Annotated in this window: 22 protein-coding genes; 19 read left to right on the top strand and 3 right to left on the bottom strand. The window is 43.9% G+C overall.

What is annotated here, in order from left to right; all coding sequences use genetic code 11:
• Positions 1-34 precede the first annotated feature (34 nt).
• The gene (locus AAGA18_03715) at positions 35-481 is read left to right on the top strand and encodes a hypothetical protein (GenBank protein ID MEM9444437.1); all 447 of its coding nucleotides are present in this window, start codon (positions 35-37) and stop codon (positions 479-481) included.
• A 410-nt stretch (positions 482-891) separates the two neighbouring features.
• Here AAGA18_03715 and AAGA18_03710 read toward each other — a convergent pair whose 3' ends face one another.
• On the bottom strand, positions 892-1,182 hold the full coding sequence (locus AAGA18_03710) for a helix-turn-helix transcriptional regulator (GenBank protein MEM9444436.1): 291 nt from the start codon (positions 1,180-1,182) through the stop codon (positions 892-894).
• 74 nt (positions 1,183-1,256) lie between these two features.
• Here AAGA18_03710 and AAGA18_03705 point away from each other — a divergent pair, with 74 nt between their 5' ends.
• The 13 genes from AAGA18_03705 (at position 1,257) to AAGA18_03645 (ending at position 16,023) form a co-directional block, all read left to right on the top strand.
• Positions 1,257-1,643, top strand: coding sequence for a response regulator (locus AAGA18_03705; protein ID MEM9444435.1), 387 nt, complete (start codon positions 1,257-1,259; stop codon positions 1,641-1,643).
• A gap of 189 nt (positions 1,644-1,832) precedes the next feature.
• Positions 1,833-3,356, top strand: coding sequence for a PQQ-binding-like beta-propeller repeat protein (locus AAGA18_03700; protein MEM9444434.1), 1,524 nt, complete (start codon positions 1,833-1,835; stop codon positions 3,354-3,356).
• A 59-nt stretch (positions 3,357-3,415) separates the two neighbouring features.
• Positions 3,416-4,654 carry a PQQ-binding-like beta-propeller repeat protein gene (locus AAGA18_03695; protein MEM9444433.1) on the top strand — a complete coding sequence of 413 codons (1,239 nt, stop codon included), beginning with the start codon at positions 3,416-3,418 and terminating at the stop codon, positions 4,652-4,654.
• Positions 4,654-5,823 carry an iron-containing alcohol dehydrogenase gene (locus AAGA18_03690; GenBank protein ID MEM9444432.1) on the top strand — a complete coding sequence of 390 codons (1,170 nt, stop codon included), beginning with the start codon at positions 4,654-4,656 and terminating at the stop codon, positions 5,821-5,823. Before AAGA18_03695 ends, AAGA18_03690 begins: the two co-directional genes overlap by 1 nt.
• Entirely contained in the window at positions 5,820-6,290 is a 471-nt protein-coding gene (locus tag AAGA18_03685; GenBank protein MEM9444431.1) for a glycine cleavage system protein H, read from the top strand. The genes AAGA18_03690 and AAGA18_03685 overlap by 4 nt, the downstream gene beginning before the upstream one ends.
• Positions 6,287-7,405: a GTP-binding protein gene (locus AAGA18_03680; GenBank protein MEM9444430.1), complete on the top strand. Its 1,119-nt coding sequence runs from the start codon at positions 6,287-6,289 to the stop codon at positions 7,403-7,405. The genes AAGA18_03685 and AAGA18_03680 overlap by 4 nt, the downstream gene beginning before the upstream one ends.
• 24 nt (positions 7,406-7,429) lie before the next feature.
• Positions 7,430-8,677: a radical SAM protein gene (locus AAGA18_03675; GenBank protein MEM9444429.1), complete on the top strand. Its 1,248-nt coding sequence runs from the start codon at positions 7,430-7,432 to the stop codon at positions 8,675-8,677.
• Positions 8,674-9,027, top strand: a complete 354-nt coding sequence (locus AAGA18_03670) for a hypothetical protein (GenBank protein ID MEM9444428.1) — start codon at positions 8,674-8,676, stop codon at positions 9,025-9,027. Before AAGA18_03675 ends, AAGA18_03670 begins: the two co-directional genes overlap by 4 nt.
• Entirely contained in the window at positions 9,024-9,800 is a 777-nt protein-coding gene (locus AAGA18_03665) for a ferredoxin family protein (protein MEM9444427.1), read from the top strand. Before AAGA18_03670 ends, AAGA18_03665 begins: the two co-directional genes overlap by 4 nt.
• A 23-nt stretch (positions 9,801-9,823) precedes the next feature.
• Positions 9,824-11,566, top strand: a complete 1,743-nt coding sequence (locus AAGA18_03660; GenBank protein MEM9444426.1) for a polyprenyl synthetase family protein — start codon at positions 9,824-9,826, stop codon at positions 11,564-11,566.
• Positions 11,511-12,377, top strand: a complete 867-nt coding sequence (locus tag AAGA18_03655; GenBank protein ID MEM9444425.1) for a prenyltransferase/squalene oxidase repeat-containing protein — start codon at positions 11,511-11,513, stop codon at positions 12,375-12,377. The genes AAGA18_03660 and AAGA18_03655 overlap by 56 nt, the downstream gene beginning before the upstream one ends.
• Before the next feature lie 4 nt (positions 12,378-12,381).
• Complete coding sequence (locus AAGA18_03650) at positions 12,382-14,178, top strand: prenyltransferase/squalene oxidase repeat-containing protein (protein MEM9444424.1); 1,797 nt, start codon at positions 12,382-12,384, stop codon at positions 14,176-14,178.
• Between the two features lie 528 nt (positions 14,179-14,706).
• Positions 14,707-16,023, top strand: a complete 1,317-nt coding sequence (locus AAGA18_03645; GenBank protein MEM9444423.1) for a sulfatase-like hydrolase/transferase — start codon at positions 14,707-14,709, stop codon at positions 16,021-16,023.
• Between the two features lie 376 nt (positions 16,024-16,399).
• Here the strand turns inward: AAGA18_03645 and AAGA18_03640 are convergent, their stop codons facing one another.
• A complete protein-coding gene (locus AAGA18_03640; GenBank protein ID MEM9444422.1) occupies positions 16,400-19,060 on the bottom strand; it encodes a PVC-type heme-binding CxxCH protein in 2,661 nt (886 codons plus the stop codon).
• Between the two features lie 106 nt (positions 19,061-19,166).
• A complete protein-coding gene (locus tag AAGA18_03635) occupies positions 19,167-19,382 on the bottom strand; it encodes a hypothetical protein (protein ID MEM9444421.1) in 216 nt (71 codons plus the stop codon).
• A 22-nt stretch (positions 19,383-19,404) separates the two neighbouring features.
• Between AAGA18_03635 and AAGA18_03630 the strand changes: the two genes are divergently transcribed.
• From AAGA18_03630 to AAGA18_03610, 5 genes are all read left to right on the top strand, one after another.
• Complete coding sequence (locus AAGA18_03630) at positions 19,405-20,565, top strand: PQQ-binding-like beta-propeller repeat protein (GenBank protein MEM9444420.1); 1,161 nt, start codon at positions 19,405-19,407, stop codon at positions 20,563-20,565.
• 72 nt (positions 20,566-20,637) lie between these two features.
• The gene (locus tag AAGA18_03625) at positions 20,638-21,864 is read left to right on the top strand and encodes a PQQ-binding-like beta-propeller repeat protein (GenBank protein ID MEM9444419.1); all 1,227 of its coding nucleotides are present in this window, start codon (positions 20,638-20,640) and stop codon (positions 21,862-21,864) included.
• A gap of 456 nt (positions 21,865-22,320) precedes the next feature.
• Positions 22,321-22,842 (top strand): TadE/TadG family type IV pilus assembly protein, encoded by a 522-nt coding sequence (locus AAGA18_03620; protein MEM9444418.1) that lies wholly within the window; start codon positions 22,321-22,323, stop codon positions 22,840-22,842.
• 24 nt (positions 22,843-22,866) lie between these two features.
• Positions 22,867-23,646, top strand: coding sequence for a TadE family protein (locus AAGA18_03615; protein ID MEM9444417.1), 780 nt, complete (start codon positions 22,867-22,869; stop codon positions 23,644-23,646).
• Between the two features lie 19 nt (positions 23,647-23,665).
• Positions 23,666-26,227, top strand: coding sequence for a VWA domain-containing protein (locus tag AAGA18_03610; protein MEM9444416.1), 2,562 nt, complete (start codon positions 23,666-23,668; stop codon positions 26,225-26,227).
• Positions 26,228-26,656: the final 429 nt, after the last annotated feature.

Here is a 26,656-nt window from a genome sequence, read left to right as displayed (position 1 = left end):
TGCAATCAAACTCGCAGGTGTCTACCTAAGTGGTATGGTTCATAGTGTATGGAAGCCTGATGAGAAAATCCGAACTCGCCGAGACATCTTTTACGCATATTGTAAAGCTGTTAAGAACTCATCGCGTCAATCTAACCATATTCGCAGCCTCTTAAGTGACTACTGCGTCCGCCTGGCCAAAGGATGTCGACTGACACAAACTAGCCAAAGAGACCGAGCTCTTAAAGTAAGAAACTGGCAACCGATGCAAAAGCTTTTACTCCAAGACTTCTTTAACCAGTTTATGGAAGCCGAAGCGTGCAGAAAAAAACTTAAAGCGAGCATGGCTGCTGAGGTTCTTGAAGATCCAGAGCTTTTAAAACTCATACCTCTGATGGGCATGCGTGAAGTGGTAGCCTTTGGCGCGGGTGCTATCATTGGAGAGATAAGCTGCTTTGCTAATCCTAAAGAAGCTAGTGGCCTGCATTGGCATAATGCCTAGAGGCTGCGCAGAGCGGCAAGAGAGCTAAATATGGCGACCTCGTTAAAAACGGGCTGGCGACCAATGGTAGATTTACCGAACTCAAAGAAGTTGGCCAAAGAATCAAAGCAAAGATTACAAAACTAGCCAGGCAAGTAGGTGTTCCTACTATCAAAGAGATGGGGCATGCTTTAAAAACAGATTTTATCTAACACAAAATAAACTATATTCTAAAATAACTTGAAATCACATGCCTGGATACCCCGGTTGAACTGTGGTAAGACAAAAGTGCTCTAAATTATTTTCAGTAAGAGGTGTGTCCCATGTCGCTAAAATTGCTGCGCTAGGTAGCCATGGGAGAACAGATGAACGGAATCCGCATGATGGGTTAGAGAGAAGAGAATCTGTATGAGATCCTAGGGCTATGGAGTTTATCGTTTGGAGTTGGATATTTTGCGAATTTTGAAATGAGCAGGGGCTTCCGCGAGTGAGCCTGATTTTTTGTATTGGGTATTCAGAAGTTCGGATACAGTAAGGTCCAAGGCTCGGGCAATTTTTTCGAGAGTTGAGAGACGTAGATCTCTTTTCCGGCCAGCTTCAACAGCTTGATAGTATTTGTAAGACATGCCCGCTTTTTCTGCCAATTCCTCTTGGGTTATCTTGCGTTCCCAACGCATTTGCTTGAGTCTTCTATGCAGAAAATCAATGAGTCGCTCTGGCATGGAAGAAGGGTTGTGTTTTTTAGTTGATTCTTACACCTATCTAAAGGTAGCTTATTGGGCTTTATCGGACAAAAATGGGTGAAAAGTTCCAAATTTTGCTATTGGATGATCAACAGTTGATGGTTGATAGCTTGGCTCGTTGCCTGAATGCATCTGGTTACAAAGTTTTTAAAGCAACCAACGAAAAGGATGCATTAAACTGTGTTGCTAGAGAGAATATTGATTTATTGGTCCTTGATATCGAGCTCGAGGTAGGAAATGGTTTCGATGTCTATGCACAGGCTAATCATCTCAACGATTCAGTCTCTCTTCCTGTCATCTTTATGACGGGTAACATGAGCGAAAGGTATCAAGTTCTGCTAGAGCAAGTTGATGGCGCAGGATTTTTATCTAAACCATTTTCACCTAGTCAAATGATTGATCTAATCGAGCAAAAGTTGACAGCATCTCACCAAAGCTGACTTACGTTTTCTGATTGATTAGAAATAGTTTGAATGGCAATGAGTTGAGAGACATCGAAGGGAGTTGTCATAGGTTTTTAAGCGGTAGGCAATATTTAATTACTTATTCCATTTTTGCCTTCATAGGCTATATGTAGACAACGGCCTAAACTGGATGTAGGAAGTATTTTAAAACGGAGAAAAGCAACGATGCTAAAGCAAAGCAAAAGCGCTACATGGAAGGGTGCGCGCCTTCAACTTAAATTTGTTATATCAGGGAAGCTATGTTTTGAAAGTCGAAGGTTATTAGCTTTGGTCTATGGCTTGGTTTTGTTAGGTAGTCCATTGCCGGAGTTGCGAGCAACTCCCGGGAAAGAAATTTATGAATGGCGTGGGGATGGCAGCGGCAAGTTTCTAGGAATTGAGCCACCGGTGCAATGGTCTCCTACAGAAAATGTTCTTTGGAAGACTGCTATGAGTGATTGGAGCAATGCGAGTCCGGTTATTTTAGATGGAAAAATTTTTATTTGTTCTGAGCCAACCAGTCTTATTTGCTTAGACCTAGAGAGCGGTAAAGTATTGTGGGAGAGAACGAATGGTTACTTAGATGTCATGGAGCTGTCTAAGGCAGAGAAAGAAAAAATTGAAGCGGCCAAGGAGGACAAAGAGAAATTGGATGAGGAGTTGGCAAGCTTGCAATCCGAGAACAGGAAGTTGGGACGCATTCTAAAGCGCAAGCCGGATGATGCAGACGCAAAAGCTAAGAGGAAGGAGATAGTGACGGAGATAAAGGGGCTAGAGGAAAAGAGAGCGGCTCTTCCGGGAGAGCCTTCAAAACCCAAAACTCATGATGCGAATGGATATAGCTCTTATACACCGGTCACTGATGGAGAATCTGTTTTTGTGGCAAATGGCCTTGGGATAGTGGCAGCTTATGACTTGGAAGGTAAGCGGCTTTGGATCAAACAGATGGCTAAGCCTGATCACAAAAACTGGGGTGGTTCGACAACACCCTTGCTAGCCGCAGGCAAGTTGATTGTGAGATTCAAAGACGCGGTGGCACTCGACCCCAAGACGGGTGAGGAAGTGTGGAGAACAGAGGTTGCTCAGAACTTTGGCACCCCGGTGGTTTTTCAGGTGGAGGGTAAAGATATGCTTTTCACAAATAAGGGAGAGATATTAGTGGCAAAGACAGGTGAAATGTTAAGCAATTTGGAACTAGCCGAAACATTGGCTGAAAAACCGTGGTCGACCTTCAATAAACCAGTCGTTGATGGTGGTGTGTTATTTAATGCACAGGGATATAATGGCAAAGTAGGTGTGGTTCAGGCCTTTAAAATACCCGATACTGTATCAGAAATTAAAGACGGTCTAAAGAAAATATGGGAAGCCGAAGTTGCCAAGGAGCGCTATTACTCATCGTTGATTGTGCACAAGGGAAAAGTGTATGCTTTGGGTCACGAGTATACATTGACTGTTTTGGATCGTGAGACAGGTAAGATTTTAAAATCACAAAAAATTGATGAAATGAAGGGTACTGCTTTTCCGAGTATGACACTTGGGGGTCAATATTTACTGGTTAGTTCTGATGAAGGACAGACAGCTGTGTTGGACTTGGACGAGGGCCTCAAGCAAATTGCTCTGAATAAAGTAGAAAAGTTTCGTAGTTGCCCTGTTTTTATTGGGAATCGAATGTATCTTAGAGCATCTGAGTATATGTATGCTTTTGAATAATTGATTGATGGATACAACTTAGGCCCACTCAAAAATGTAAAGTTACGTAAAAGCTACCCATGCACTTTCTCAATAAATTAGTAGCTCTCAGTCTGGCCAGTGCATGGTCCACGTGTTGTTTAACAGATGATTTGTATGCTGGAGACTGGTTAGGCTTTTTAGGCTCATCTGGGGATGGATTCAGTTTTGATGTGCCCGAGGAATGGCATGAACCCAAGCTCATTTGGAAAACGAATGTTGCAGGTGAGTGTTATGGGGGTATTGCGGTAAAGGATCAATATGTAGTAGTCACAGATCATGCTGAAGATGGCAGCAAAGACTTCTTTTTGTGTGTTGACGCTGCTACAGGAAAAGAGTTGTGGAAGGTGGAGGTTGCAAATGGAAAGGAGATGGACTTTGGAGCAAGTCCGCGTGCCAACCCTCTGATACTTGATGAGCTAGTCTATTTAGTGAACGCCTTTGGTAAGGTGATAGCAGTCCAGCTTGCTGACGGTAAAAAAGTCTGGGAAGTCGATCTGGTAGAAGATTACGGAGGCAAGGTGCCTATTTGGGGGTACTGTGCTTCACCGATAGTAGCGGGAGGTAACTTAATTCTAATGGCAGGAGGCGAAGAGGGACTAATAGCTTTAAATCCCAAAACGGGCCTGGATGTTTGGATCTCAGAGTGTTACGACGCAAACTATGCAGGCTTTTTAGTCGAAAAGTTTGCTGGAGTGGAGCAAATCATCGGTTTTGATATTAAGACACTTAGGGGATGGTCCCCAAAAGATGGTAAAGAGCTTTGGAAATTAGATTTGGAATCGCCCAATGGCTATATAGTTCCCGCACCAGTGAAGTTGAAGGATAAATTGCTACTGGTAGATGATTATCATTCTGCCCGAGTTTATGATTTTGATGCAAAGGGCAAAATCATCGACAAGGTGGTGTTGGAAGGGGAAGATTACTCCAGTGAATTAGCGACTCCACTTGTCGTGGGTGATTTGGTTTACTTTAGTAGTTATAATTTAGCATGCGCGGATGCTGACACTCTGAAAACGCACTGGCCTCTAGATATGGAAAGCAATTTTGAAAAGGAGCCTTTTAATTCTGAAATGATGACATTCATCACCAACGGCACGCAGTTGCTTGTCTTTACACAAGAGGGAAAATTGATACTTTTACCCGTTTCTAAGGAAGAGCCTAAAGTTCTGGGGATGGCTCAATTGACAGAGGAAACGCAGGCTTTGCCAGCACTCTCGGGAAAACATTTTTTTGTCAGGGATAAGGAACGTTTATACTGTTACCAATTGAAGCCCTGATGAAAGAAATGATGGATGGATTTGAGTCAAAGAGAGCGCCTAAAATATTTTTTGGTGCGGGAGTGGTGGCTAGACTAGGAGAAGTAGTTTCTAGCCTGGGGGCTAGCAAGGCTTTGCTGGTGACCGATCCCGGAGTTGCGGCAGCAGGTCATGCTGACCGAGCGCTTTCCTTTTTGAAAAAGCATGGAGTTGAAGTCTGCTACTTTGACCAAGCGGAGGAGAACCCGACAGAGGGGTCACTAATCAAGTGTTTAGATTTTATCAAGTCTTATGGTGAAGTTGATTTGATTATAGGGTTTGGCGGTGGTAGTAGCATGGATACGGCGAAAGGCGCAAATTTCATACTCACTAACGGTGGGACAATTTCTGATTATGTTGGCTATGGTAAAGCTAGGAAGCCGATGTTGCCTTTTGTGGCGGTGCCCACCACAGCAGGGACAGGTAGCGAGTGCCAGGCTTATGCTCTAATTGCCGATGAAAAAACACATGTTAAGAGAGCTCTAGGGGATCCTAAGGCAATGGCTCAAGTAGCGCTTCTTGATCCTGAGCTTGTCATGACAGCTCCTGCAAGTGTGATTAAGGCAACAGGCATGGATGCGCTGGCGCATGCGATAGAAAGCTTGGTGTGTAAAAGAGCGAATCGCTTCTCCAGGCTTTATTCAAGAGAGGCGTTCCATCTGCTCAGTAGTCATTTTGAAAGGGTTCTTGCTGAGCCCGGTGATATCGAAGCAAGTGGCAGCATGTTGTTAGGTGCTAGTTATGCAGGATTGGCGATTGAAAATAGTATGCTGGGTTGTGCTCATTCCTGTGCCAATCCCTTCACTGCTCATTATAAGATTGTTCACGGCGTAACAGTAGGTTTGATGTTGCCAGAGGTCATGCGACTCAACCAGGAGATAGAGAATGTCAAGCACATGTATGATTCCCTAGAGTTAGGATCAAAGGATGATAGTGTCATTGATTATATTGAGCGGATGCTTCATGAGTTAGGTTTTCACGAGATGGTGTCTGAGATATCGGTAACCAAGGATCGAGTCGAAGCAATGGCTGAGATGGCTTCTAAACAGTGGACAGCTCAATTTAATCCGAGAGATTTTGAGCAAAAGGATTTTGTGAAAGTATATGAAAATGCCATCCGTATGGATGCGTATTCATCTTGCGAAAAATGAAAAACATAGCGCAAAACAATGTCAAACAAATAGCCTACAAGCGATCCCATTTTTCTACTCGATTACCTGTCGATCAAATGTACTCCCCTTCACATTTCTGGTTGAAAGAGCTGGGAGATCATGGAGTTTGGCAAATAGGTTTTACAAAATTTGCTACTCGTATGCTTGGTGAAATAGTCGAGTGCGAGTTTGACGTTAAGCAAGGGGAATTGATAGAGGCTGGACAGGTGATAGGCTGGATTGAAGGTTTTAAAGCGGCCAGCGATTTATATAGTGTGATAGCTGGTGAATTCGGTGATATTAATCCTTTGGTCAGTGCAGATGCCTGCATCATCCGCAAAGATCCTTATCGCGATGGCTGGCTTTATAGTGTAAAAGGGAAACCTGATCCAAAATGTGTGGATGTTCATGGCTATGTAGAATTTTTGGATCGAACCATTGATAAAATGCAGGAAGACGCATCATGATAGCACGGTATGTAATGATAGGAGGATTTTTAGGAGCCGGTAAGACGACTTCGATTACTCGGTTGGCTGATTATCTGACTAAAAAAGGCTACAAGGTTGGATTGATTACAAACGACCAAGGCTTAGGTCTTGTTGATACAGCGTTGGTTAAGTCTCACGAACACCCTGTCAGAGAAATAGGAGGAGGATGTTTTTGCTGTCGCTTTAATAGTCTAGTGGAAGCGGCAAGAAGTTTGCAGGAGGATAATAAGCCGGATGTTTTTATTGCAGAACCTGTAGGTAGCTGCACGGACTTGATGGCAACGGTCTGTTTGCCTATGAGCCGTCTCTATGGAGATGATTTTGTGGTCACACCGCTTAGTGTGGTGATGGATCCCATTCGGGCCATGAATGTGCTAGGGATATTGGATCAGAAAAAGTTTTCAAAAAATGTTCTATATATTTACCAGAAGCAACTGGAGGAAGCGGAGTTACTGGTTATCAACAAGTGTGATTTAGTCGAGGCGGCGCAGTTGGACTTGCTCAAAAGAAAATTGCTTGAACTATATCCGGATAAGAGAGTGGTTGTCTGTTCGGCTAAGGAGGGGGAGGGGGTAGAGTCATGGTTTGATCTGTTGATGAGCGAAGGTATGAATCCAAATGCCGTTATGGCCATAGATTATGAACGGTATGGTAAAGGTGAAGCCATGCTGGGCTGGCTGAATGCTACACTACATTTAAACTGGAATGAAGAGACAGACGGCAACGAATTTCTCAAATGGTTCGGGCAAGAGGTGCAACGAGGTTTGGAGGCATCTGGTTGTGAAGTTGCTCACTTAAAAATGACTCTCGGGCCTATGGATGATCCATTGGAAATTGCAGCAGGTAATCTTGTTAGAAGTGAGGGGGAGATTGAGCTTTCTCATGAATTAATGGACCCGTTGGAAGATGGTGAGTTGATTTTGAATTTGAGAGCCGAAGGCGAGCCAGAAGTGCTCAATCAAGTGATTAAAGAGGTGACAGACAGCCTGAGCACGCAAGGCTTGAGTTGGGTCTTAAAGCATCAGGAATATTTCAAGCCTGGTAAGCCTGTGCCTGTTTACAGAGACAAAGATCTTGTTGGAGTGAATGATTGATACCATAGGATAAGTGTAAATTTGATGGTTACTTTAAAACTAGCAGCAAGAATGGTGGCGGGAACTGACCCAAGGTTGCTGTGGAAGTTTTGTTATAACTTTGGATGGAAAGGTATGTTGTCTGTAGAGGCCTTTAAAAAGCGACTAAAAGAAGGTATCTATTTTCCTCCCTTTCTATATATTTCAGTTATCAATAGCTGTAACCTGAGATGCCAGGGTTGTTGGGTTGATGTAGAGTCGCCGCGTGAAATGATATCACTCACTTCTCTTAATAAATTGATTGTGGATGCCAAAAAACATGGTAATCGCTTCTTTGGTCTATTGGGGGGCGAGCCGTTTATGCATCCGGATCTACTTGGAGTGATAGAGGCGCATCCGGATTGTTATTTTCAAGTCTTTACGAACGGTCAGCTGATCACAGAGAAAATTGCCAAGGAACTACGCAGGCTAGGAAATGCTACACCCCTAATCAGTATAGAGGGGGATGAAGTGGTGAGCGATAAGCGACGGGGTAAGAAGGGTGTCTATACGCGGACCCTAAGAGGACTTCACAATTGTTTAAGAGAAAAAGTCATTACTGGGGTAGCGACAAGCTTATGCCAAACAAATATTGATGATCTACTCCAAGAAGAGTGGTTGCGTAAGTTAATGAATATGGGGGTGCATTATGCTTGGTATCATACTTACCGCCCTGTCGGACCGCAGATGACGCCTGAACTTGCCTTGAGTCCTGAGCAGGTAAGTAAGGTGAGGCGCTTTGTGGTGGATATGCGTGCTAAGCTGCCATTGGGGCTGGTGGATGCATACTACGATGGTGAGGGTAATGCTTTATGCCCCATGGCTACAGGCATTAGTCATCATATCAGTCCCAAAGGCGAAATCGAGCCCTGTCCAATTATCCAATTTGCAAAAGAGAATATTGAGGACCAGGGGGGTATTTATGAGACTATGACTGGGTCCGCTTTTTTGCAGGATTTTAGAGAGGTTGCTGCCCAACATACGAGAGGCTGCGTGGTATTAGAACGACCAGATTTGGTCAAAGACTTGGTGCAGAAGCATAAGGCTAAAGATAGCACAATTCGAAAGACTGCGCTAGCAGAACTCGATCAAATGGAAAGGCGGACAAGTCAATATATACCAGGAGACGAGATACCCGAGAAGCATTGGATGTACCGGCTGGTGAAGCGCTTCTGGTTTTATGATTTCAATGCTTATAGAAAGTTAGATCATTCTGCTAAAGTAGAGAATGAGGTGGAGCTTTTACAAAGATGAGCCCAAAATCACAGATTATCTATTGCCGCTGCGCCTTCGCAAATGTGGTGCCTAAGGATGTAAAAGATAATGTTTTGCGGGCATTAGTAGAGTCTGGTGTCTCTTTTGATATGGTGTCAGATCTATGTGAAATGTCAGCTCGTAAGGATGAAAGGCTCAAGCATTTGGTTGATAGTCAAGAAGAGTGTTCGAGTAAAATTGTCGCTTGTTATCCAAGGGCGGTGAAAGGACTTTTTCATAATGCAGGAAAAGACCTTCCCAAGGAGGTTGAGGTTGTCAATATGCGTGAGGATTTAGCAGAGACTATTATTGATAAATTGCTCGCTGGAGTAGAAGAGGAGGTGGCATGAGTGCACTGGCGGAGACCGAGATTTGTCGAGTAGTTGTGTTGGGGGATCAATCCGCCCAATTATCCCACGAATTATTCGCAGATCTTCTTGATAAAGGTTATCAGATTTCAAGGATTGGCTTAGGGGAGCCTGTTGAGGAACAAGGCACGGTAATCTTTGAGGAAAAGGACTGGTATGGATTGACCTCGCAAGAGGTTCTAGATCTTATCGAGAAGACAAAAGGTGAGGGCAAGGTAAACCAGCCTGGAAACTGGAAGCCCTGGTTTCCAGTTATTGATTATGATCGCTGCACAAATTGTATGCAGTGTCTAAGTTTTTGTCTTTTTGATGTCTATGGAGTAGATGAACAAAACCAGATTCAAGTGCAAAACCAAGACAACTGTAAGACGAATTGTCCAGCTTGTTCGCGTGTCTGTCCGGAAGTGGCGATCATGTTTCCCAAGTATGCATCCGGGCCTATCAATGGCGATGAAGTAAGCGCCGAGGATGTGGGTAGGGAGAAAATGAAGGTAGACATTTCTGCCTTGCTGGGTGGAGATGTTTATTCGGCCTTGAGGAATCGCTCAGAAAAGGCGCAATCTCGTTTTGCCAAAGAAAGAGATTCGGAGCGGGCATTAAAGGAGCGTCAGAAATGTCTTAATAAGCTTTCAGAGGGAGGTTTTATTCCACCAGAAGTCTTAGCAGCGCTTCCATCTCAAGAAGAAATTGAACAAAAGGCAATAGCCGCTAAGGAGAAAGCAAGAATCGCTTTGGAGAACAAAGAGCAAAGTTAGCGAAGCTTTGCGGAGAGGAGTATATGGCAGATCAACTAATAGACAGATTTTCAACCGGTATTGCGTTGCCTAAGGCAGTGGCGGCACCACGCTTTCGAAAACCTAAAAAAAACATCCCTCAAACAAAGATTGAGCGTGATTATGTGCTGCAGCATGTGCGGGAGTTTGTAGAAGAAGCGAACCCGGTTCCGCCGGTCCCCTTGGATGAATTAAAGTCACTTACCGATCGCTTGTTGGAGTCTAAAGGAATCAATAGACAATATAGAGATTACACCGGTATTTTGCTCAATAACGAGGTCTGGAGGGATATTTTGGCAACCATTCCCTATGAGAGAAGATTGTTACTCTTGCCCAAGTGCCTTCGAGTCGAGGAAAAATGTCCGGCGCCCTTTGACGAGTTTGGTTTGTTATGTAAGCAATGCGGACTTTGCACGATTCAGGATTTCCAAAATGAAGCAGAGCGATTGGGTTATGCGGTTCTAGTGGCCGAGGGTTCGGCGATTGTCATGTCTTTGATTCAGACTGGCAAAATAGAAGCTATTGTTGGAGTAAGTTGTTTGCCAGTCCTTGAGAGAACCTTCCCCTATATGGATGCTGCAGCTATTCCTGGGATTGCTGTGCCTTTACTGCAAGATGACTGCATCAATACCACAGTAGATGATGACTGGGTTTGGGATGTGATTCACTTGAATAGTGAAGATAAAACAAGGCGCTTAAATCTTAATGCTCTGAGAGAGGATATCCAAGGGTGGTTTGCAGAAAGTTCACTGAATTCAATCATGGGTCAAAGCGAAGGGGGTCCGGAGTCCTTAGCAAGAGAATGGTTGGCTTGTGGAGGTAATCGATGGAGGCCTTTCCTAACAGCCGCAGTTTTTCAAGCGTTGCGCAAAGATCAGGGGGAGCCTATTCCCGATGACCTCAAGAAAGTTGCGGTGGCAGTAGAATGTTTTCATAAGGCTTCTCTGGTGCATGATGATATTGAGGATAGTGATGCAGAGCGCTATGGTAAAGAGACTCTGCATGCCGAGCATGGAATTCCCATTGCCTTAAATGTAGGCGACCTTTTGATTGGAGAAGGCTATCGACTGTTGGCTAGCTGTGAAGCGGCTCCTGAAATTCGCTCGGAAATGATTCGTATTGCAAGTGAAGGTCAGCGAGAACTTTGTTTGGGGCAGGGTGCAGAATTGGAATGGAATCAATCTCCCAATGCACTGCCTACCAAGAAGGTCTTGGGCATTTTTAAACAAAAGACGGCACCGGCCTTCGAGGTTGCCTTGAGAATAGGAGCTAGCTATGCGGGGAAACATGCTGAAGTAGAAGGTGTCTTAAAGGCCTTTAGCGAAGCGTTAGGGATTGCTTATCAAATCAAGGATGACCTTGAGGACATTGGTGAAGATACGGGGTTGAATGATTTGCAATCTATTCGACCCAGTATTGTTCTTTCCACAACCAGGGAAAGAGCCAAGGATGAAGATAGGAAAGTCATGGATGCATTGTGGAGTCGCGGGTATCTTAATGGGACGACCCCACAGGATATAAAAGAGATGGTTTTCAGGCTGAAAGCTAATGAGCGGGCGCTTCGCTTATTGGAGAATTACAAAGAAGAGGCCATACGTTCTTTGCAAGATCTCGATAACCCGAACCTGAAGGGCCTGTTGCGAAGAGTGATGGGGAAGATTTTTAATGATATCGAGATCAAGGGTTGGTGTCATGAGTTTGAGGCTAGAGATGCTTCAGGTAGCGAAGCTGTCGTCCAAAGTTCTTGAAGAGTCAGTTTCGCTGGTTGATAACTTTTTAAAGAATCAATTTGACGCGTCGGGCGGTTTCAAGAACCGAGAAGGTAAGCCAGATCTTTATTACACAGTCTTTGGGGTAGATGCTTTGATATCTATCGGCTCGCATTTGCCGGAAGCAAAAATTAAGAACTATGTAGAGAGCGTCCAGCGCAAGAGAGATTTGGCCTTTATTGATTATTGTTGTTTGGCGAGACTGTGTGCGGCACTGAAGATTTCTGTGTCCGGTATCTTGGAGGGAATAGAAACCTACCGATGTCCCAATGGGGGATATCACCCCAAAAAGGATTCAAATAGAGCCTCTGCCTACGGTTGTTTCCTCGCGTATGGAGCATTTGGTGATTTACAGTCTGAAATGGTTAATGAAAGGAGATTGGTTGATGCTTTATTAGAACTGAAGTGCCCGGATGGTGGTTTCGCAAATGAATGTGGTATGAAAGAGGGTGCTACCCCAGCTACTTCAGCCGTCCTAACTCTGTTCCGAAATATGGGAGTTGTAAAAGACCAAGAAGCGACTAATTGGTTGTTAGAGAGAGTGCATCCAATGGGAGGTTTCTGCGCTAGTCCACGGGTTCCGATGCCTGATCTGCTGTCTACTGCGGTAGCTTTACATGCCTTGTCAGGTGAGCAGGTGTCACTTAATGAGATTAAAGAAAAGTGCTTGGATTTTGTCGATTCTTTGTGGGTAAATGATGGAGGCTTCTATGGTCACTGGGCAGATGAGGTGATAGATGCGGAGTATACATTCTATGGATTATTAGCACTGGGTCATTTGAGTCTATAAATTCATGATAAAAGAAGGTTCGTCACCCTTAGGTGCCATTGATGATCTCAAAAGCCGGGTTCTGACCGAGCTTGTTTCGTTAAGAGATAAGGACGGGACTTGGATGGGTGCTTTAAGTAGTAGTGCATTATCGACTGCAACAGCATTGGTGGTGTTATTTCTTTATGACCACCGGAAGTATGCTAGCCAAGTTGATGAAGCATTAGAATGGTTGGTCAAGTATCAAAATGCAGATGGAGGATGGGGAGATACGGTTCGCAGTAAAAGCAATGTCAGTACCACTTTGCTGGTGTGGGCTGCCTATCATTTAGCAGACAGTGACATTTCTAAAGAGTCCTATAAATCTGCAAGCCATTGGCTTGAGAGAGATATGATTCTTCTGGAGCCAGAGCATATAGTGAAGCATATTGAAAAGCGCTATGGCAAAGACCGTACCTTTTCTATTCCGATTCTGACTTTGTGTGCTATCTGTAGGTGTCTAGGAGATGAGCAACAAGCATGGAAGAATGTTCGGTCACTTCCTTTTGAATTAGCCTTACTGCCGCATCGTTGGTTCGAGCGCATCCATTTGCCGGTTGTGAGTTATGCGCTTCCAGCTCTGATAGCTATTGGCGTTGTCCGTTACGTGAAAAAACCGCCACTTAATCCACTCATAGCTAAGTTGCGTGAGTGGGCCCTTCCTCGAGCGCTGCAGAAGCTGATGTCTATCCAGCCGATAAGAGGCGGGTTCTTAGAGGCGACCCCTCTTACGAGTTTTGTATCGATGAGTTTAATCCAGGCTGGTTTGAAGGATACGCCAATTGTTGAGCGCGGGCTTTCCTTTATCCTACGCTCACAGCGCGAAGATGGGAGCTGGCCTATTGATACCAATCTAAATACTTGGGTGACAACTCTTGCGGTTAATGGAAGTGGGGCAGGTGCTTGTTTAGAAATGCTGCTAGATCATCAGGGACAAAAGCAAGTAAGTGATTGGTTGCTTACTCAGCAATTTACTCAGGTGCATCCTTATACAAAAGCTTTACCCGGTGGGTGGGCTTGGACACCGCTTAGCGGTGGCGTTCCTGATGCGGATGATACTTCGGGAGCTATTCTTGCCTTAAAGTATTTATCCGGAAACCAAGAAAGTGCTGAGAAAGGGATTCAGTGGCTTCTTGATTTACAAAATAAGGACGGAGGTGTTCCAACTTTTTGCCGGGGCTGGGGCGCTTTACCTTTTGATCGTAGCTCACCGGATATCACAGCACATGCCCTGAGAGCACTAATGGCTTGGCGCAGTCAAGTGGGCAGTGACTTGAGAATGAGAATGGACCGCTTTAGCAGAAAGGCTATGAAATATTTATCTAAGGAAATAGAGCAGGGTGGGAGCTGGTGTCCTTTGTGGTTTGGGTGTCAAGAGACAAGGGAAGAGGTTAACCGCACCTACGGAACTTCTCGTGTAGTTCTCGCCTTAGCGGAAACGGGCTTGTCAGAGAAGTTGGCTAGGAAAGGCGTTGTCTGGTTATTAAGGGCACAGAATAAGGATGGAAGCTGGGGTGGAGATCAAGATGTTGTCGGATCCATTGAGGAAACGGCATTAGCAGTAGAGGCATTAGCAGCTTGGACGCAGGTTCATTTTAGTGAGTCAGCGGCTGAAGCATGTGGCAGTGCTGTCAAGTGGTTAGAGAAAGCCTGGACCCAGGAAAGAGTGGATGCTTATCCTATGGGATTCTATTTCGCTCGACTATGGTACTACGAAAAGCTTTATCCTTATGTTTATAGTATTGCGGCTCTCGGGCGATTGCAGTTGGCTTTAAGTGATTAGTTAGAGTAATTACAAATTTATTATCAACTCTAACAGACCCTCTGTCATCCCGGACTCGATTCGGGGATTCAGTCCTCATAGGCTATTTTCTACCTGGATACCACCGGTAGAAGCGGAGTATGAAAAGAATGCATGTTGAACCTTTATGTTAATGTCTATCATTACATCATACGGATTTAAAATGAATGCAAAATGCTTTGAGAGGATCTCTGAAGCCGCGTAAGTCTTGCAGGCTCTCGCTTTTACACACGATTTCATGTCGTGACAGTTCATGAGGAGAGAATAGGCTTAAGGTCGGTGCTTTCAATCTTAGCGATCTGCCACCAAGGCTTAGTGTTGCAACGGAAATGAGGGATTTTTCTAAACAACTTGACGTGACTGCAAGGGTATTTTTACCATATGGTTAATGCATGATGTGCAACTCTTTGAGAAAAAAATATGAAATATGTGACAACAAAACTTCAACCAAAACGTCTAACTACAAAATATTTTCCTTCTAAGTATCTAATGAAAGCCACCATAGTAAAAATGATGAAACATATGCTTGCGCTTGTTTTTGTCATGGGTCTCCATTTCAGTGTTTTAGCTGAAGAAAAGCTTCCCAATATTGTCTTGTTCTTTGCCGATGATCTGGGTTATGGAGATCTGGCGTGTTACGGGCACCCCTATGCTAAAACACCTACACTAGATAAACTCACCACGGAAGCGACCCGTTTCGAACAACACTATGTCACAGGGGTCACATGTAATCCAAGTCGAACGGGTTTGATGACGGGACGGTTTCCCGCGACATTTGAAAAATTTACAGCCAGAGCCGGTTTCCAAGGCCGTATGACGATTTCTGAGCTCTTAAAAACAGAAAAGGGCTATCGCACTGGGCTCTTTGGTAAATGGCATATAGGTCCGAAGGAGATGGCTGTGGATGGAACCTATGGTCTCGATGTTGTAAAGATTATTGGCAAAAGCAAGGACCTTGAAGCAGGTCGTGATGACGATCTCACAAATGCAGCAATTGAGTTTATGAGAGAGACTGCAGGTAAGCAGCCATTCTATGTTAACATCATGGGGCATAGCACGCACTTTGCAGTAAATCCACCCGATAACCTCGTTGAGAAATTTAAGGGTATTGAAGTAGATCGCTCCAAGTTCTCAGATCGCATGCAGTCACGAATTGATCAGGTCATTGAGGTTGGTGGGGATTTTAACTCTTCTATGCAGCATTATATGGCGGACGTCTACTCGATTGATTTGAATGTGAAGCGCGTTCTTGAGGCCATTGACGAACTGGGGATCCGAGATAATACGATTTTTGTTTTCTCCAGTGATCAAGGTCCTGCGCCTGTTGTTTATAAACCCAAGGGAGTGCGGCCCTACTCGGAAAATATGATTGGATACGCCGGTATATTTCGCGGAGAAAAACATACGCAATGGGAAGGTGGTGTTCGCGTGCCATTCATTATCCGCTGGCCGGGTAAAGTTCCCGCTGGTCGTGTGGATACGGAGAATGTTACTTCTTTCATAGACTGGTTGCCCACCCTTGCAGCCATCACAGGCATTAAAAATCTGCCCGATGGCTTGGAGGGAGAAGATGTCTCGGTGGTTTGGTTTGGCGAGGATCGTAAGCGAAAGAAGCCTTTATTTTGGAATAATGGAAATCAGGGAGGAATCATAGCTCTAAGAAAGAGAAATTGGAAATATTATAGCGGTCAAAACAGTCAGATCCAACTTTACGATTTAAGTAAGGACCTTGAAGAAAAGAACAACCTTGCCTCCAAGAAACCAGAGGTTGTCTCAGAACTGGAAAAACTTGTAGATGCCTGGCGTTCAAAACTTCCAAACTATTGATGTCGGTCTCTATGGAAAGACTATGAAAAGGAAAAAAGCCGTCGCTTTTAATCTGGATAGTGCAGTAGGGACTTAAAGATCTGCGCAATATCTTACCCCCAAGAAGTATAGAGTCCCCTAGACTATCACTGCTCTAGAGATCCACAGACCCATGTCCCACTCCTATATGGGCTGGGGTTTTGCAGGCTTGATCGCTTTCTCTTCGCTTGCTTATAAGAGCTAGGCATAGAGGATGTGATTGATAGATTTACATCGACTCTCTTTTTCTTCTCACTCAAGCTTTTATGAATCTGGTTCAACTTCTATGACATCAACCGGGCTTACCTCAGATGACAGAAGTGTGAGGCACACTATGTGGTTTGCATTGATAAACTTGCTAGTTCTCAGCTTGGAGAAAGGCCATTAAGTCGCGGAAATCTTGTAGGCTGATGGTATTTAATAGGCCTGGAGGCATGAGGGAATGAGTGGCCATGGTTTTAGATGTAATCTCATTTGGACGGAGGATAAAGGTTTCTCCATCAGGTCCCACATAGCGCTCTTTTCCTGCTCCGCCAACATCATCTAAGGGAATGCCTATTTTGGTCTGTCCCGATTTTGTTTCCATGGTCCAATGAGTGTGTTGGGGAGAAATATTAACATTAGGGTCTAAGATGGATCTGATAACAGACCTCATAGAGGAATTGCGAGCAATGCCAGTGAGGTCTGGTCCTATGGCAATACCTCTTCCATTATAAGTATGGCAAGTGGCGCAAGTTCCGCCACGAGGGCTGTAAAAAATACGCCAACCGGCATCGGCATTACCACCTTTTGCTGCTTCTCTGACCCATTGTTCGAGGTCGTTAGGAGTTGGTCTGGTGTCGGATGGTGGCCAGTCAATAAGTCGCTTAGCTTCTCTTCCCTTAGGACTTTTCTCATGGGCAAATTGTTCGACTAGAGCTTGGTGTTTCGAACTTAGGGCAAGAGCCATTAACGCATCCGCTTGTGCCTCAGGATGAGGGTTGGACTTGGCGATGTCTGCAAGCAGGTCCATGGTTTCTTCATCTGGGTTTTTATTCGATCCACGGAGCGCTAGGATACGAGTAGCCTGTCGTACAATCTGCGGGTCCTTCATTAGAGTAAGTTCTTTTAGGCGAGCTAGGGTTAGCTTGCTTTCATGAGGTGGGAAAAGGCTTAAGGCTAGTGGCCCAACTTTGGCGACTTGTTTATCGTCTTCAAGTAAGTTGAAAAGAACTTTGATGATATTAAAATTGTTGGCCTTTGCTCCCTCTAGCAGGCTGATGGCGGCAAGAGTTGCTTTGAAAAGATAGGGATGATCAATATTATTTTTTAGGAGAAACTCAAGATCTTTCTCATATTCTTTAAGGTGATGGTCAGCAATCCATTGCACAGCTAGAAATTGGATGTTGGTGTCAGGGTCTTGAAGCCCAGTGCGAAGAAGCTCATCTCGCTTGGCTAAAGAATGCTTTCCTAGGTCGAATTGTTTGCGGAGTGCATGGTAGAGACCAAAGCGCTGCTGCGGGGGGAGTGATGAAAGGTTGATTTGTTCTATGCTCAAATCATTTTGTAGTTGCCAGCGAGCAGCAGTTCGAATAGTTGGGTCTTCATGAGATAATGCTGCTAAAAGGGTTTTATGATCATGGGTTTGAAGGATGATTTGTGCTTCCTCTTCCGCTTTAGTTAGATGAGCAAAGGATGGCTTAGGTAAGGACTGCTCGATCCAGGAGAGTCGCCAAATACGCCCTTTCCCATGAACAGGATAACGAGTGTCTACCCAATCTGTGATGTAAATGGAATTGTCTGGCGCTAGGGCGAAATCCACCGGGCGGAACTGACCATTACCCTGGACGATGATCCTCTTATGTCCAGTCCACGTGGCTCCTTTCGGGCTGATTTCATAGTGTTCAATTGTGTGATGTCCCCAACTCGTGCCTAGCAACATTCCGTGATAATCAATAATTCCACTTGGAGCTTCCCCTGTTCCACATACCATACCTTGGGTGCCAGGGAGTTCCCCATTCCAGGACTGCATGGGGTGGGTGCCTTTGCGGCCATAGCGAACTTGATAACCGAAGTCAGCACCAGGTACAATATGGAGTAATCGACAAGGAGGTCGGCTGTCAGGATCATTATCAACTGCAAAAAGTCTTCCTGCTGAATCGAAGCACATGCTAAATGGATTCCAAAATCCAGTTGCTATCTGTTTGAGGTTCTTGCCATCCGGGTCACATTGATAGATGCTGCCTCCATCGCCATGACCTTTGTAGCAAATCAGGTCCGTGCCATAGATCTCATAGGGTTTGCCCATATTCTCTCCAAAACCGAAATGAAGCTTTCCGTTTCGATCGAAACAAACTCCCGCTAGCCCGTTGTGTGGGTAGTCCTCAGAAGTTTCAAGAGTGATGATGGTTTCTTCTATGTCGGCCCTGTGATCATCATCCGTGTCTTTGATTCTGAATATTTTCTGGCGTGTTGCGACATAAAGCCAGTTGCCTTTTCCGTAGATAAGACTCATGGTGTTTGTGCACCCTTCGTAAAAGGTGTCGAATTTGTCAGGGATGCCGTCATCATCTGAATCAGATAGAATGCGTATGCGATCATGAGGAAAGGGTTGTTTGCCTTTGGCAAGGTGGGTGTGAGATTCGATTACGAGTAACTGGCCCTTGTGATTAAAGCATGCGCCAACTGGTGTGACGATATCAGGTTCTTTCGCTACTAATTCTATTTTAAAGCGGTTGTCTAATGTCTTAGGTGTATTGAGGTTTGCATATGAGATTTTTAGAGAAATGAAAAAAAAGAGCATAAGGCACTCACAAAGAGGAAAGGTTCTTGCGCGCACTTGCTTCTTGGGAAATCTCTGAAGTAGTAGGGTGGCATACCCTAGGCGTTCCCTAAACAGATGGTAAGAGTTGGAGAATAGGATAGAGACCAATACAAAGAGCTTAACCCGAATAATGACATAGAGACTCAAGGATCTATGTAAGGCCTTGTCCTCAAGAAACATAAAGTCTCCAAGATGTATTACCTTTTTGAGGGCCATGTTTCTACTCTTTCTGGATGGGCGCTCCACGCACTTGATTGCTTCGTTTTTCCTTGTCACCCAAGCTTTTACCCATGTCCTTCAACTTCTATGGCGTGATACGGGTTTAAGTGATGGTGTCTTGGCTGTCTCGTTGTTCGAGTTTGGCGATATGCTTCTTAATACCTTCAACATTTTTTGTCAGTTCATAGCTGGTCTTGATGATAGCATCTTTAGTTTTCTCATGATTTAGTCCTGATAGGGCCGGGTGGATTTGCATAAGGCTAGTTGAAATCTCATTGCAGGCCTCACGGATTTGTTGGATGGCTTGTTCTTTCTCCATGTAGAGTTATCTTAATGTAGAAATGGATAGGTATCAATCTAGTTGCATCCCAGTTGTGTTACTTCTTGCACTTGCTAGCTGTGGAGATGGAGATCTTACCCACAATACTATTGAACAATCTGAATCTAATTTCGAAGCAAAGTGGAATCCATTTCGTGGCAACAAACAGTTACAGGGAGTTGTGAATGTATCAGTGCCTGGGGTAGAACTGACTTGGGAATATGATACTGGTGCTCCCGTAAAAAGTTCACCAGTTATCGCTAAGGATAAGGTCTTTATAGGAAATGATGCTGGCAAGTTTGTAGCGCTTTCTTTGTCGACGGGATCGGTGATATGGGAGCGTGAGCTTGTATCAAATGTTGAAGGCGGGGGCGCAGTCGTTGGCGATGTTATCTTTGTGGGAAACCAGGCAGGGGAGTTTTACGCCTTGGACATGGATTCTGGTAAGACACTCTGGATCTATGAAACGGAGGGTGAAATCAAGTCTTCACCTAATGTCGCTCAATTGAATGATAAAACACTCGTTCTAATAGGTTCCTATGATGGTTCAATCTATTGTTTTGACTCGGAGGAAAGAAATCTATTTTGGAAATTTGAAACGGGGGATCGTGTCAATGGTACGCCAGCTGTTACAGAGAAGAATGAGGTGTTACTCGGCGGGTGCGATACAAATATCTATGTCATTGATTTAGCAACGGGTAAGCAAATTCGTTTGATTGAAGCGGGATCATATATTGCGGGCTCTATGGCGGTTAGAGGTGGCTTTGGGTATGTAGGACATTACGGAGAGGAGGTTTTAGCTGTGGACATCAGAAGTGGTTTAGAAAAATGGCGTTTCAAGCGAAACGACTTCCCTTATTTTTCATCGCCAGCAGTGACTGAAGAGTATCTTATCATCGGGTGCCGAGATAAGTTTGTATATTGTTTGGATAGGAATACGGGTGAGCTTTGGTGGGATTTTGCGACCAGGGGGGATGTTGATTCATCTCCAGTAATAGCCGGGGATGTAGTATTAGTTGCCTCTAATGACGGGCGATTCTATGGCGTCACTTATGAAGACGGGGAGCTGGTATGGCAGTATGATATAGGTTCGCGTTTATCCTCAAGTCCTGCGGTAGTTCCTGGGTGGGTGGTTATTGGCGCAGGTGATGGCACAGTATGCGGTTTCTCGATTAAAAATTGAATGAATGTTTTATTGTTTCATCAAACGGTTTGAGAAGTTGCAAGCATAATGAATTGGATTTAGGATTTATCTATGAGGGAAAAATTACATCATCTTAGTCTCATACTGTTGACGTTTAGTTGTTCGATCCATTTGTATGGGGATGACTGGCCACAATGGAGAGGTATGGCTAGAGATGGGGTTTCGAAAGAAACTATTTCAAACCTAGATTGGAGTTCGCAAAAACCAAATCAACTTTGGACCGCCGAGGTGGGCAAGGGATGCTCATCTATGGCGGTATCAGATAATCGCCTCTACACGCTTGGTAATGTAGATGACAAAGACACCGTCTATTGCTTTGATGCACAGACGGGTGAAGTGATTTGGAAGCATAGCTATCCTTGCATGCTTTCACCTAAAATGTACGAAGGTGGGCCAGGAGCTACGCCTGTCGTATCCGGTGATTATCTGATTACCTTGAGTGATGAGGGACATCTCTTTTGCTTCGACAAAGCTTCTGGTGCAATCAAGTGGAAGAAGCATCTTCAAGATGATTTTAAAGGGCAAAGACCAGATTGGGGATATGCTGGGAGCCCCTTAGTCTATGACAACAAGCTCATTGTTGATACCGGAGCTCCAAGTGGGGGTGTTGTTGCACTGAAATTGGAAGATGGAAGTTTGCTTTGGAAAAGTGGCTCTGGCGATGCAGGTTACGCCGCGCCTGTATTCAGTGATTTTGAGGGAAAGGCAAGTGCGCTCGTTTTTCGAGCCAGCGGATTGACTAGTTTTGATTGGACAAGTGGTAGTAAAAATTGGCATTTCCCGTGGAAGACAGATTGGGATGTGAATGCCGCGACACCTTTAATCAATGGCAGTGAATTGTTTTTATCATCTGGTTATGGCACGGGTAGTGCATTATTGGAAGTTAAGGGAAGTAGTGCCAAATCAATATGGAAGAATAATGACTTTTCTAATCAAATTAGCACGTCGGTCCTAAAAGATGGTTATCTTTACGGTTTTCATACGAACCATGTATCAAAGAAGCGCGATAATGGCCTCAGTTGTGTTGAGTGGAAAACGGGCAAGTTGATGTGGAAAGAAAAATTGGGTGTGGGGATGACTATCCTAGTCGGGGAACATCTATTAGCGCTCACAGATAAAAATATTCTTTATTTGGTAGAACCTAGTCCACAGGGATTTAAAAAGCTTTCTGAATTGAAGGTCCTAGATGGTGGTAGAAGCTGGGTTGATCCTATCTTTGCAAATGGAGTTGTTTATTGTCGTAATAACGAGGGTAAGATGGCTGCTTGGAAGTTATAACATAAGCACCGTATAGAGCTCTGGAGTCATTTTTATATTCCTTTTTGAGCATCTATGAGTAGAGCTGACTTGATTTTCCTTAATAATACGAATGCAAAACTTCTTTGCTAAAAAGTAGCTGCACTGAACGATGCCATAGAGACTTAAAGATCTGCGCAAGATCTTGGCCCCCAGGAAGTATGGAGTTTCCTAAAGGCATCAGATGGTTGATACATTTTCCTGGACTCTCCCTGTCGGCCTGCTCAAATTTTTTAAACATCTCGTGCTACTTCTCTCCCATTATCCGGGCTAAAATCCTTATGGCCATGTCAATAAAAGCGTTAACTTTGGAGCGTATTTGACGATACCCATATTAAGGCTGACCTAAATTAAAAGAAAATTGATCAAAAAAAGATAAAAAACTCCTGGATTATAAAAACAATAGCGAGTATATTATCTATAATAAAGGTAACTAAAATGAGTTTGGTTCAATATTCACCTAATCGAATAAAGCAAAAAAAAGCTCAGTCCACCGTAGAATTTGCACTCTGTTTACCTGTATTTGTGATGATGGTATTTGGGGTGGTTGACCTAAATCGCTATTCATTACAAGCGCAGAGTATGGATAGACTGCTTAGAGCTACGGCGAGATTTGCTGTAACAGGAAGGGTGATCCAAACGGATCCTAGTGATGCTAATACAAAATTGGATAGAAGGGCTTCGATTATTAAGATGGCAGAGGTCAGTAACCCAACACCAAATATTATTGCGGTAGATGCAGATGGTGATGATGCAACTTTTTCAATGACTCCAAATGACGGAGGTGAGCCTTCAGATCGTCTAACTCTAACAATAACTTCAGAATTTAGCTTTGTGACTCCATTAATTGAGGGCTTTTTAGGAAGAGATGGAGAGAGCTTTAATATTTTCAAACAAATGACAGTTATTAATGAGCAAGGATTTAGTCTGACGAATCCAGAGGTGCTCTTTATCAATTAAGGACTGCAAGAAGGCCGGATGCGTATGAAAACAAAGCAGTATGTTGAGTTAAAGATATTTCGCAGTAGACCGACTAAAAGAGGCCAGGCAACTGTTGAATTTGCTATGTTTGCGGCGCTTTTCTTATCTATGACACTTGTGGGCTATGATCTAGCTTTTCAAGTGAGTCGAGGGCAAGCATTAGCATCGGTAGCAAGAGAGTCGGCACGAGCTTACGTATCGGTGAAATCTAGTATTGATACTGGGGGCTCAGGAAATTCAACGGCAGTAGACTCATCAGATGAAAGCGATGTCAACCTTGGATCGATAGAATCATCTGATGGCAGTGAGGATCCTTTCCAAGCTGCTATAGATATAGCGATGCAAATGGTTGTGCCCACAGACTATGCTGATCGTGAAAACGCTAAAAATAATGATACCTGGAATATCTTTGTAAGTGTAGTCAAGCGCATCGATTCAACCGGGACACTGAATGATGATGTTGATGTGGATGGTGATGGGGTTATAGATGGCGAGGCTGATGATATATTGGTCATAGATGATTCAAGATCCTTCCCGGGAACAAGTGATAACTTTAGATCACGATTTGTAACAGAGGAAAAGATTATAACCGTAGACGGTGCCGCAACCACTTATGATGTAATAAAAAATCCTGAAAATTATAATCTCAGTGTTTCTTACTTAGGATATTTGCAGACATTCGTCGCTGTGGAGCTGTTCCAAGAAGTGAATATGATATCGGGGCTAGATAATTTAATGGGCTGGGCCGGGTTTGATGAGATTTATGAAGTAGCGTACTACTAGCGCAGATAGGAGCAAAGTCATGAGATCTAAAATAAAAAATAAAACCGAGCACCCTGACCACCGTCAAAGAAATAGATGTAAGAGAAAGGGACAATATACCGCCCTTTTCTCTATTCTCTTACTTCCCATGCTTTTATTCTTAGGCATGGGCCTAGATTTTGGAATGTACTACATAAACGAAGCACGCTTGATTCGGGCAGTAGATGGTGCAGCCTTGAGATTAGCCTCCAACTATAGCACGGATATAGGAGATCAGCAGGATGTGGTAGCGGATATGATTCAGGCGAATTATCCGAATTGGGGAAATCCTGGTGGGTGGACTCAATTAACCAGTGATCCAGATGGCTATCAGTTCAGATCTGTAAGCTCTAAGGGGAATACAATTTACTTTGCGGCTACTCAGGCCAACTCTTCCACCAGTGCTGGTGATAGTTCCTCTCTTTTCCCATTGCCCAATACGCTTGGCTATGATGGAGAGGATAATATGGGCGGGAGTAAAGGTGGATATACCTATACGGCAACCAATGGATTACGTGATGCGATCTACGATGGATACGAATGGGATACTAATCTTGATACAACGGCTTATCAACAAAGTCAGGCTATTAGTGTGAGAATGAAAGCTGAAGTGAGTCATAATACTTATTTTCTTCCATTAGCTAGGATTGATACGATAGACATGTCACAAGAAACTGAAGTGTCGCGCAGACCGTCTGTGACCATTCTTATTTTAGATAATTCACAGTCAATGAATAACAACGACACCGGTGATGGTCGTCGTTATGAAGCACTGCAACAGGCTGTAAAAAATTTTGTAAGTGAATTTGATGATTCGCAAGACTTATTTGGAGTGGTTTACTTTGCGGGAAAAGGCAAGATTATGTTTCCAAAGAATGGCCCCTTTGTTCCTCGAACAGGCTTTCAGGCAACTATTACGGATATGATGGACACTGATGATGAGATCGAGCAGGATTTCATATTAGGCCCACACACTCATGCTCAAGAGGCTATGCGTTTAGCTTATAACATGGTGGAGAATTATTTTTCAGCGGTTCCAGAAGCTAGAGATAATGTAAAAGTTTCTTATGTCTTCTTCACAGACGGTCAATTCACTTCCGCTAGGACTATGGTTCGAGGACCTGGTTATAACACGATTCACGACCAAGATAGTGTGCCCTGGACTCACTACGTTAAGCCTGTTAGCTATAGCAGTAATCTCGCTGGAGTGACATTCAATCAAAGGAGTGCTAACGGAGGGGATTCCGGCAATTATGATTTGGCTACTTTAATACAGGGCGTGGATATGACCACCATGGAGGGTATTAATACCAACATCAGTAAATGGTATACGAATACCAAAAATGTCGCATGGCGCAGCGTTGCATCGAGCGAAAAATACTCGACTGACACAGATGTTAACAGTATTCAGGCAGCCGTGAGAGGGGGTAACGATTTGGACTCGCGTAACGATGATTTTTGGGCCCCCTGGACATGGGTAAATGCTACCTTTGGGGGAGCAAACAACTTAGTCAACCAAACACCCATTCCAATAGTGATGTCTAATTACAACGATGCTGTTGTCGATGCTGGCAAGGATGCTTATGTTTCCAATGATGGATCAAGTTATGTTTATTTTGCAAATGAGATTGATCCAGCGACGGGTATGGAAGTAAGTCCAGCAGTTTCTAAGCCTCAATTTCTCGTTGGGCAACAACTTATGGATGATATTATTTTTAATGAAGTTAATAGGGTGACTGGGGACGCAGTTTTAACATTTCCAGGCCGCATACGCACTCCTCGTCAGAATTGGACAACAGATCAAAATACTGATGTCACAACGATGATCTTATACGCTGGTTGGCCCGACGAATGGAAAGCGCTACAAACCAATCCTAACAGGTATCCCTACTATTATTATAGGACCCCAGATGTTGATGAGAGTATTCGTTGGACGAGCACTCTTATCGATCCTAACCGGAATATGGATGTAGAGGAGTTGGAAATGGAGCCCGGTTGTATATCATTCCAAAACCATCACTTACGGTACAATAATAAACCTGTGCAAGGTAATGCGCGGTTTGGTGCTTGGGATGATGGGGACAATGTTTTCGAAGATATCAGCATAGACTCATGGATGTCTGCACAGCATGATGGTAATAACACAAAGAATAGACAGCGGACTCATAGAAGTTTCCGTATGCAGGAAATTTATCCTGAATTTAATCTAGGTGGTGATCATGAGTCCTCTACTAGTGGCCATCCCACTCAATTCTGGTCTTGGAAGAGTGGGGGCTGGATGAATGTTACGCAAAGCAAAATTCTAACAGAGGCTAATTGGCTGACGGAGGTTCAGTGCTGGTTAGCAAGAGAGGATCACGACGCAACAGTCTATACGGTAATTTTTGGTCGAAGCTTACAGAATGAACACTACTCAATGTCGAATGTAAAATCCAGTGACAGTGGGCAGAAGCTTTATGATGGCCAAAAGCTTGGTGTTTGTTATAGGGCCGATACAGCTACTGAACTCCAAGAGGTATTCGCTGATATTGCATCAAGAATTGCTGTTAGTATTACTCAGTAGCATATCCTCAATGGAATCTATTATTTTATGGTGCAATTTACCTGTCGATATGCGTTGACTCCTACGGTAAGAACGGATTGCATCAACATCAACTTGATCAGAGTATACCGTCTAAAAGAGTGCTAGTAGCGACCCCTAGCACAAGTCTCGTGTGTAAATATTTGCAATTCAAATATTGAACTAAATTTCTTGATTATGCTGCAAATTATAGAAAATCGAATTAGGCTTTTTGAGAAAAGAATGGCCAAAGAGGCGTATATTTTGAGTAGTAATAGCAGAGCTAATTATTATTAAATAGAGTATATATTATAATATTTTAGCATAAAAATATTGCAATAAAGACAAATTACCTCTTTGCACCTAGCCAAATCGTGAGCTATATTTTTAGCTTCTAAAGCTTGGATTATGATTACCTAATTGAAAATGATG

This window comes from Verrucomicrobiota bacterium, assembly GCA_039192515.1.
Classification (GTDB): domain Bacteria; phylum Verrucomicrobiota; class Verrucomicrobiia; order Methylacidiphilales; family JBCCWR01; genus JBCCWR01.
Note: the sequence above shows the minus strand (reverse complement) of the source record. Positions and strands in the feature narration are given on the sequence as shown.

Bases quoted from the DNA above. Each gene is read 5' to 3' on its own strand.
- AAGA18_03665 (MEM9444427.1), top strand. From the start codon at position 9,024: ATGAGTGCACTGGCGGAGACCGAGATTTGTCGAGTAGTTGTGTTGGGG.
- AAGA18_03710 (MEM9444436.1), bottom strand. From the start codon at position 1,182: ATGCCAGAGCGACTCATTGATTTTCTGCATAGAAGACTCAAGCAAATG.
- AAGA18_03705 (MEM9444435.1), top strand. From the start codon at position 1,257: ATGGGTGAAAAGTTCCAAATTTTGCTATTGGATGATCAACAGTTGATG.
- AAGA18_03655 (MEM9444425.1), top strand. From the start codon at position 11,511: ATGAGTTTGAGGCTAGAGATGCTTCAGGTAGCGAAGCTGTCGTCCAAA.
- AAGA18_03645 (MEM9444423.1), top strand. From the start codon at position 14,707: ATGATGAAACATATGCTTGCGCTTGTTTTTGTCATGGGTCTCCATTTC.
- AAGA18_03715 (MEM9444437.1), top strand. From the start codon at position 35: ATGGTTCATAGTGTATGGAAGCCTGATGAGAAAATCCGAACTCGCCGA.
- AAGA18_03685 (MEM9444431.1), top strand. From the start codon at position 5,820: ATGAAAAACATAGCGCAAAACAATGTCAAACAAATAGCCTACAAGCGA.
- AAGA18_03630 (MEM9444420.1), top strand. From the start codon at position 19,405: ATGGATAGGTATCAATCTAGTTGCATCCCAGTTGTGTTACTTCTTGCA.
- AAGA18_03675 (MEM9444429.1), top strand. From the start codon at position 7,430: ATGGTTACTTTAAAACTAGCAGCAAGAATGGTGGCGGGAACTGACCCA.
- AAGA18_03650 (MEM9444424.1), top strand. From the start codon at position 12,382: ATGATAAAAGAAGGTTCGTCACCCTTAGGTGCCATTGATGATCTCAAA.
- AAGA18_03690 (MEM9444432.1), top strand. From the start codon at position 4,654: ATGAAAGAAATGATGGATGGATTTGAGTCAAAGAGAGCGCCTAAAATA.
- AAGA18_03615 (MEM9444417.1), top strand. From the start codon at position 22,867: ATGAAAACAAAGCAGTATGTTGAGTTAAAGATATTTCGCAGTAGACCG.
- AAGA18_03610 (MEM9444416.1), top strand. From the start codon at position 23,666: ATGAGATCTAAAATAAAAAATAAAACCGAGCACCCTGACCACCGTCAA.
- AAGA18_03640 (MEM9444422.1), bottom strand. From the start codon at position 19,060: ATGGCCCTCAAAAAGGTAATACATCTTGGAGACTTTATGTTTCTTGAG.
- AAGA18_03635 (MEM9444421.1), bottom strand. From the start codon at position 19,382: ATGGAGAAAGAACAAGCCATCCAACAAATCCGTGAGGCCTGCAATGAG.
- AAGA18_03620 (MEM9444418.1), top strand. From the start codon at position 22,321: ATGAGTTTGGTTCAATATTCACCTAATCGAATAAAGCAAAAAAAAGCT.
- AAGA18_03695 (MEM9444433.1), top strand. From the start codon at position 3,416: ATGCACTTTCTCAATAAATTAGTAGCTCTCAGTCTGGCCAGTGCATGG.
- AAGA18_03700 (MEM9444434.1), top strand. From the start codon at position 1,833: ATGCTAAAGCAAAGCAAAAGCGCTACATGGAAGGGTGCGCGCCTTCAA.
- AAGA18_03625 (MEM9444419.1), top strand. From the start codon at position 20,638: ATGAGGGAAAAATTACATCATCTTAGTCTCATACTGTTGACGTTTAGT.
- AAGA18_03670 (MEM9444428.1), top strand. From the start codon at position 8,674: ATGAGCCCAAAATCACAGATTATCTATTGCCGCTGCGCCTTCGCAAAT.
- AAGA18_03680 (MEM9444430.1), top strand. From the start codon at position 6,287: ATGATAGCACGGTATGTAATGATAGGAGGATTTTTAGGAGCCGGTAAG.
- AAGA18_03660 (MEM9444426.1), top strand. From the start codon at position 9,824: ATGGCAGATCAACTAATAGACAGATTTTCAACCGGTATTGCGTTGCCT.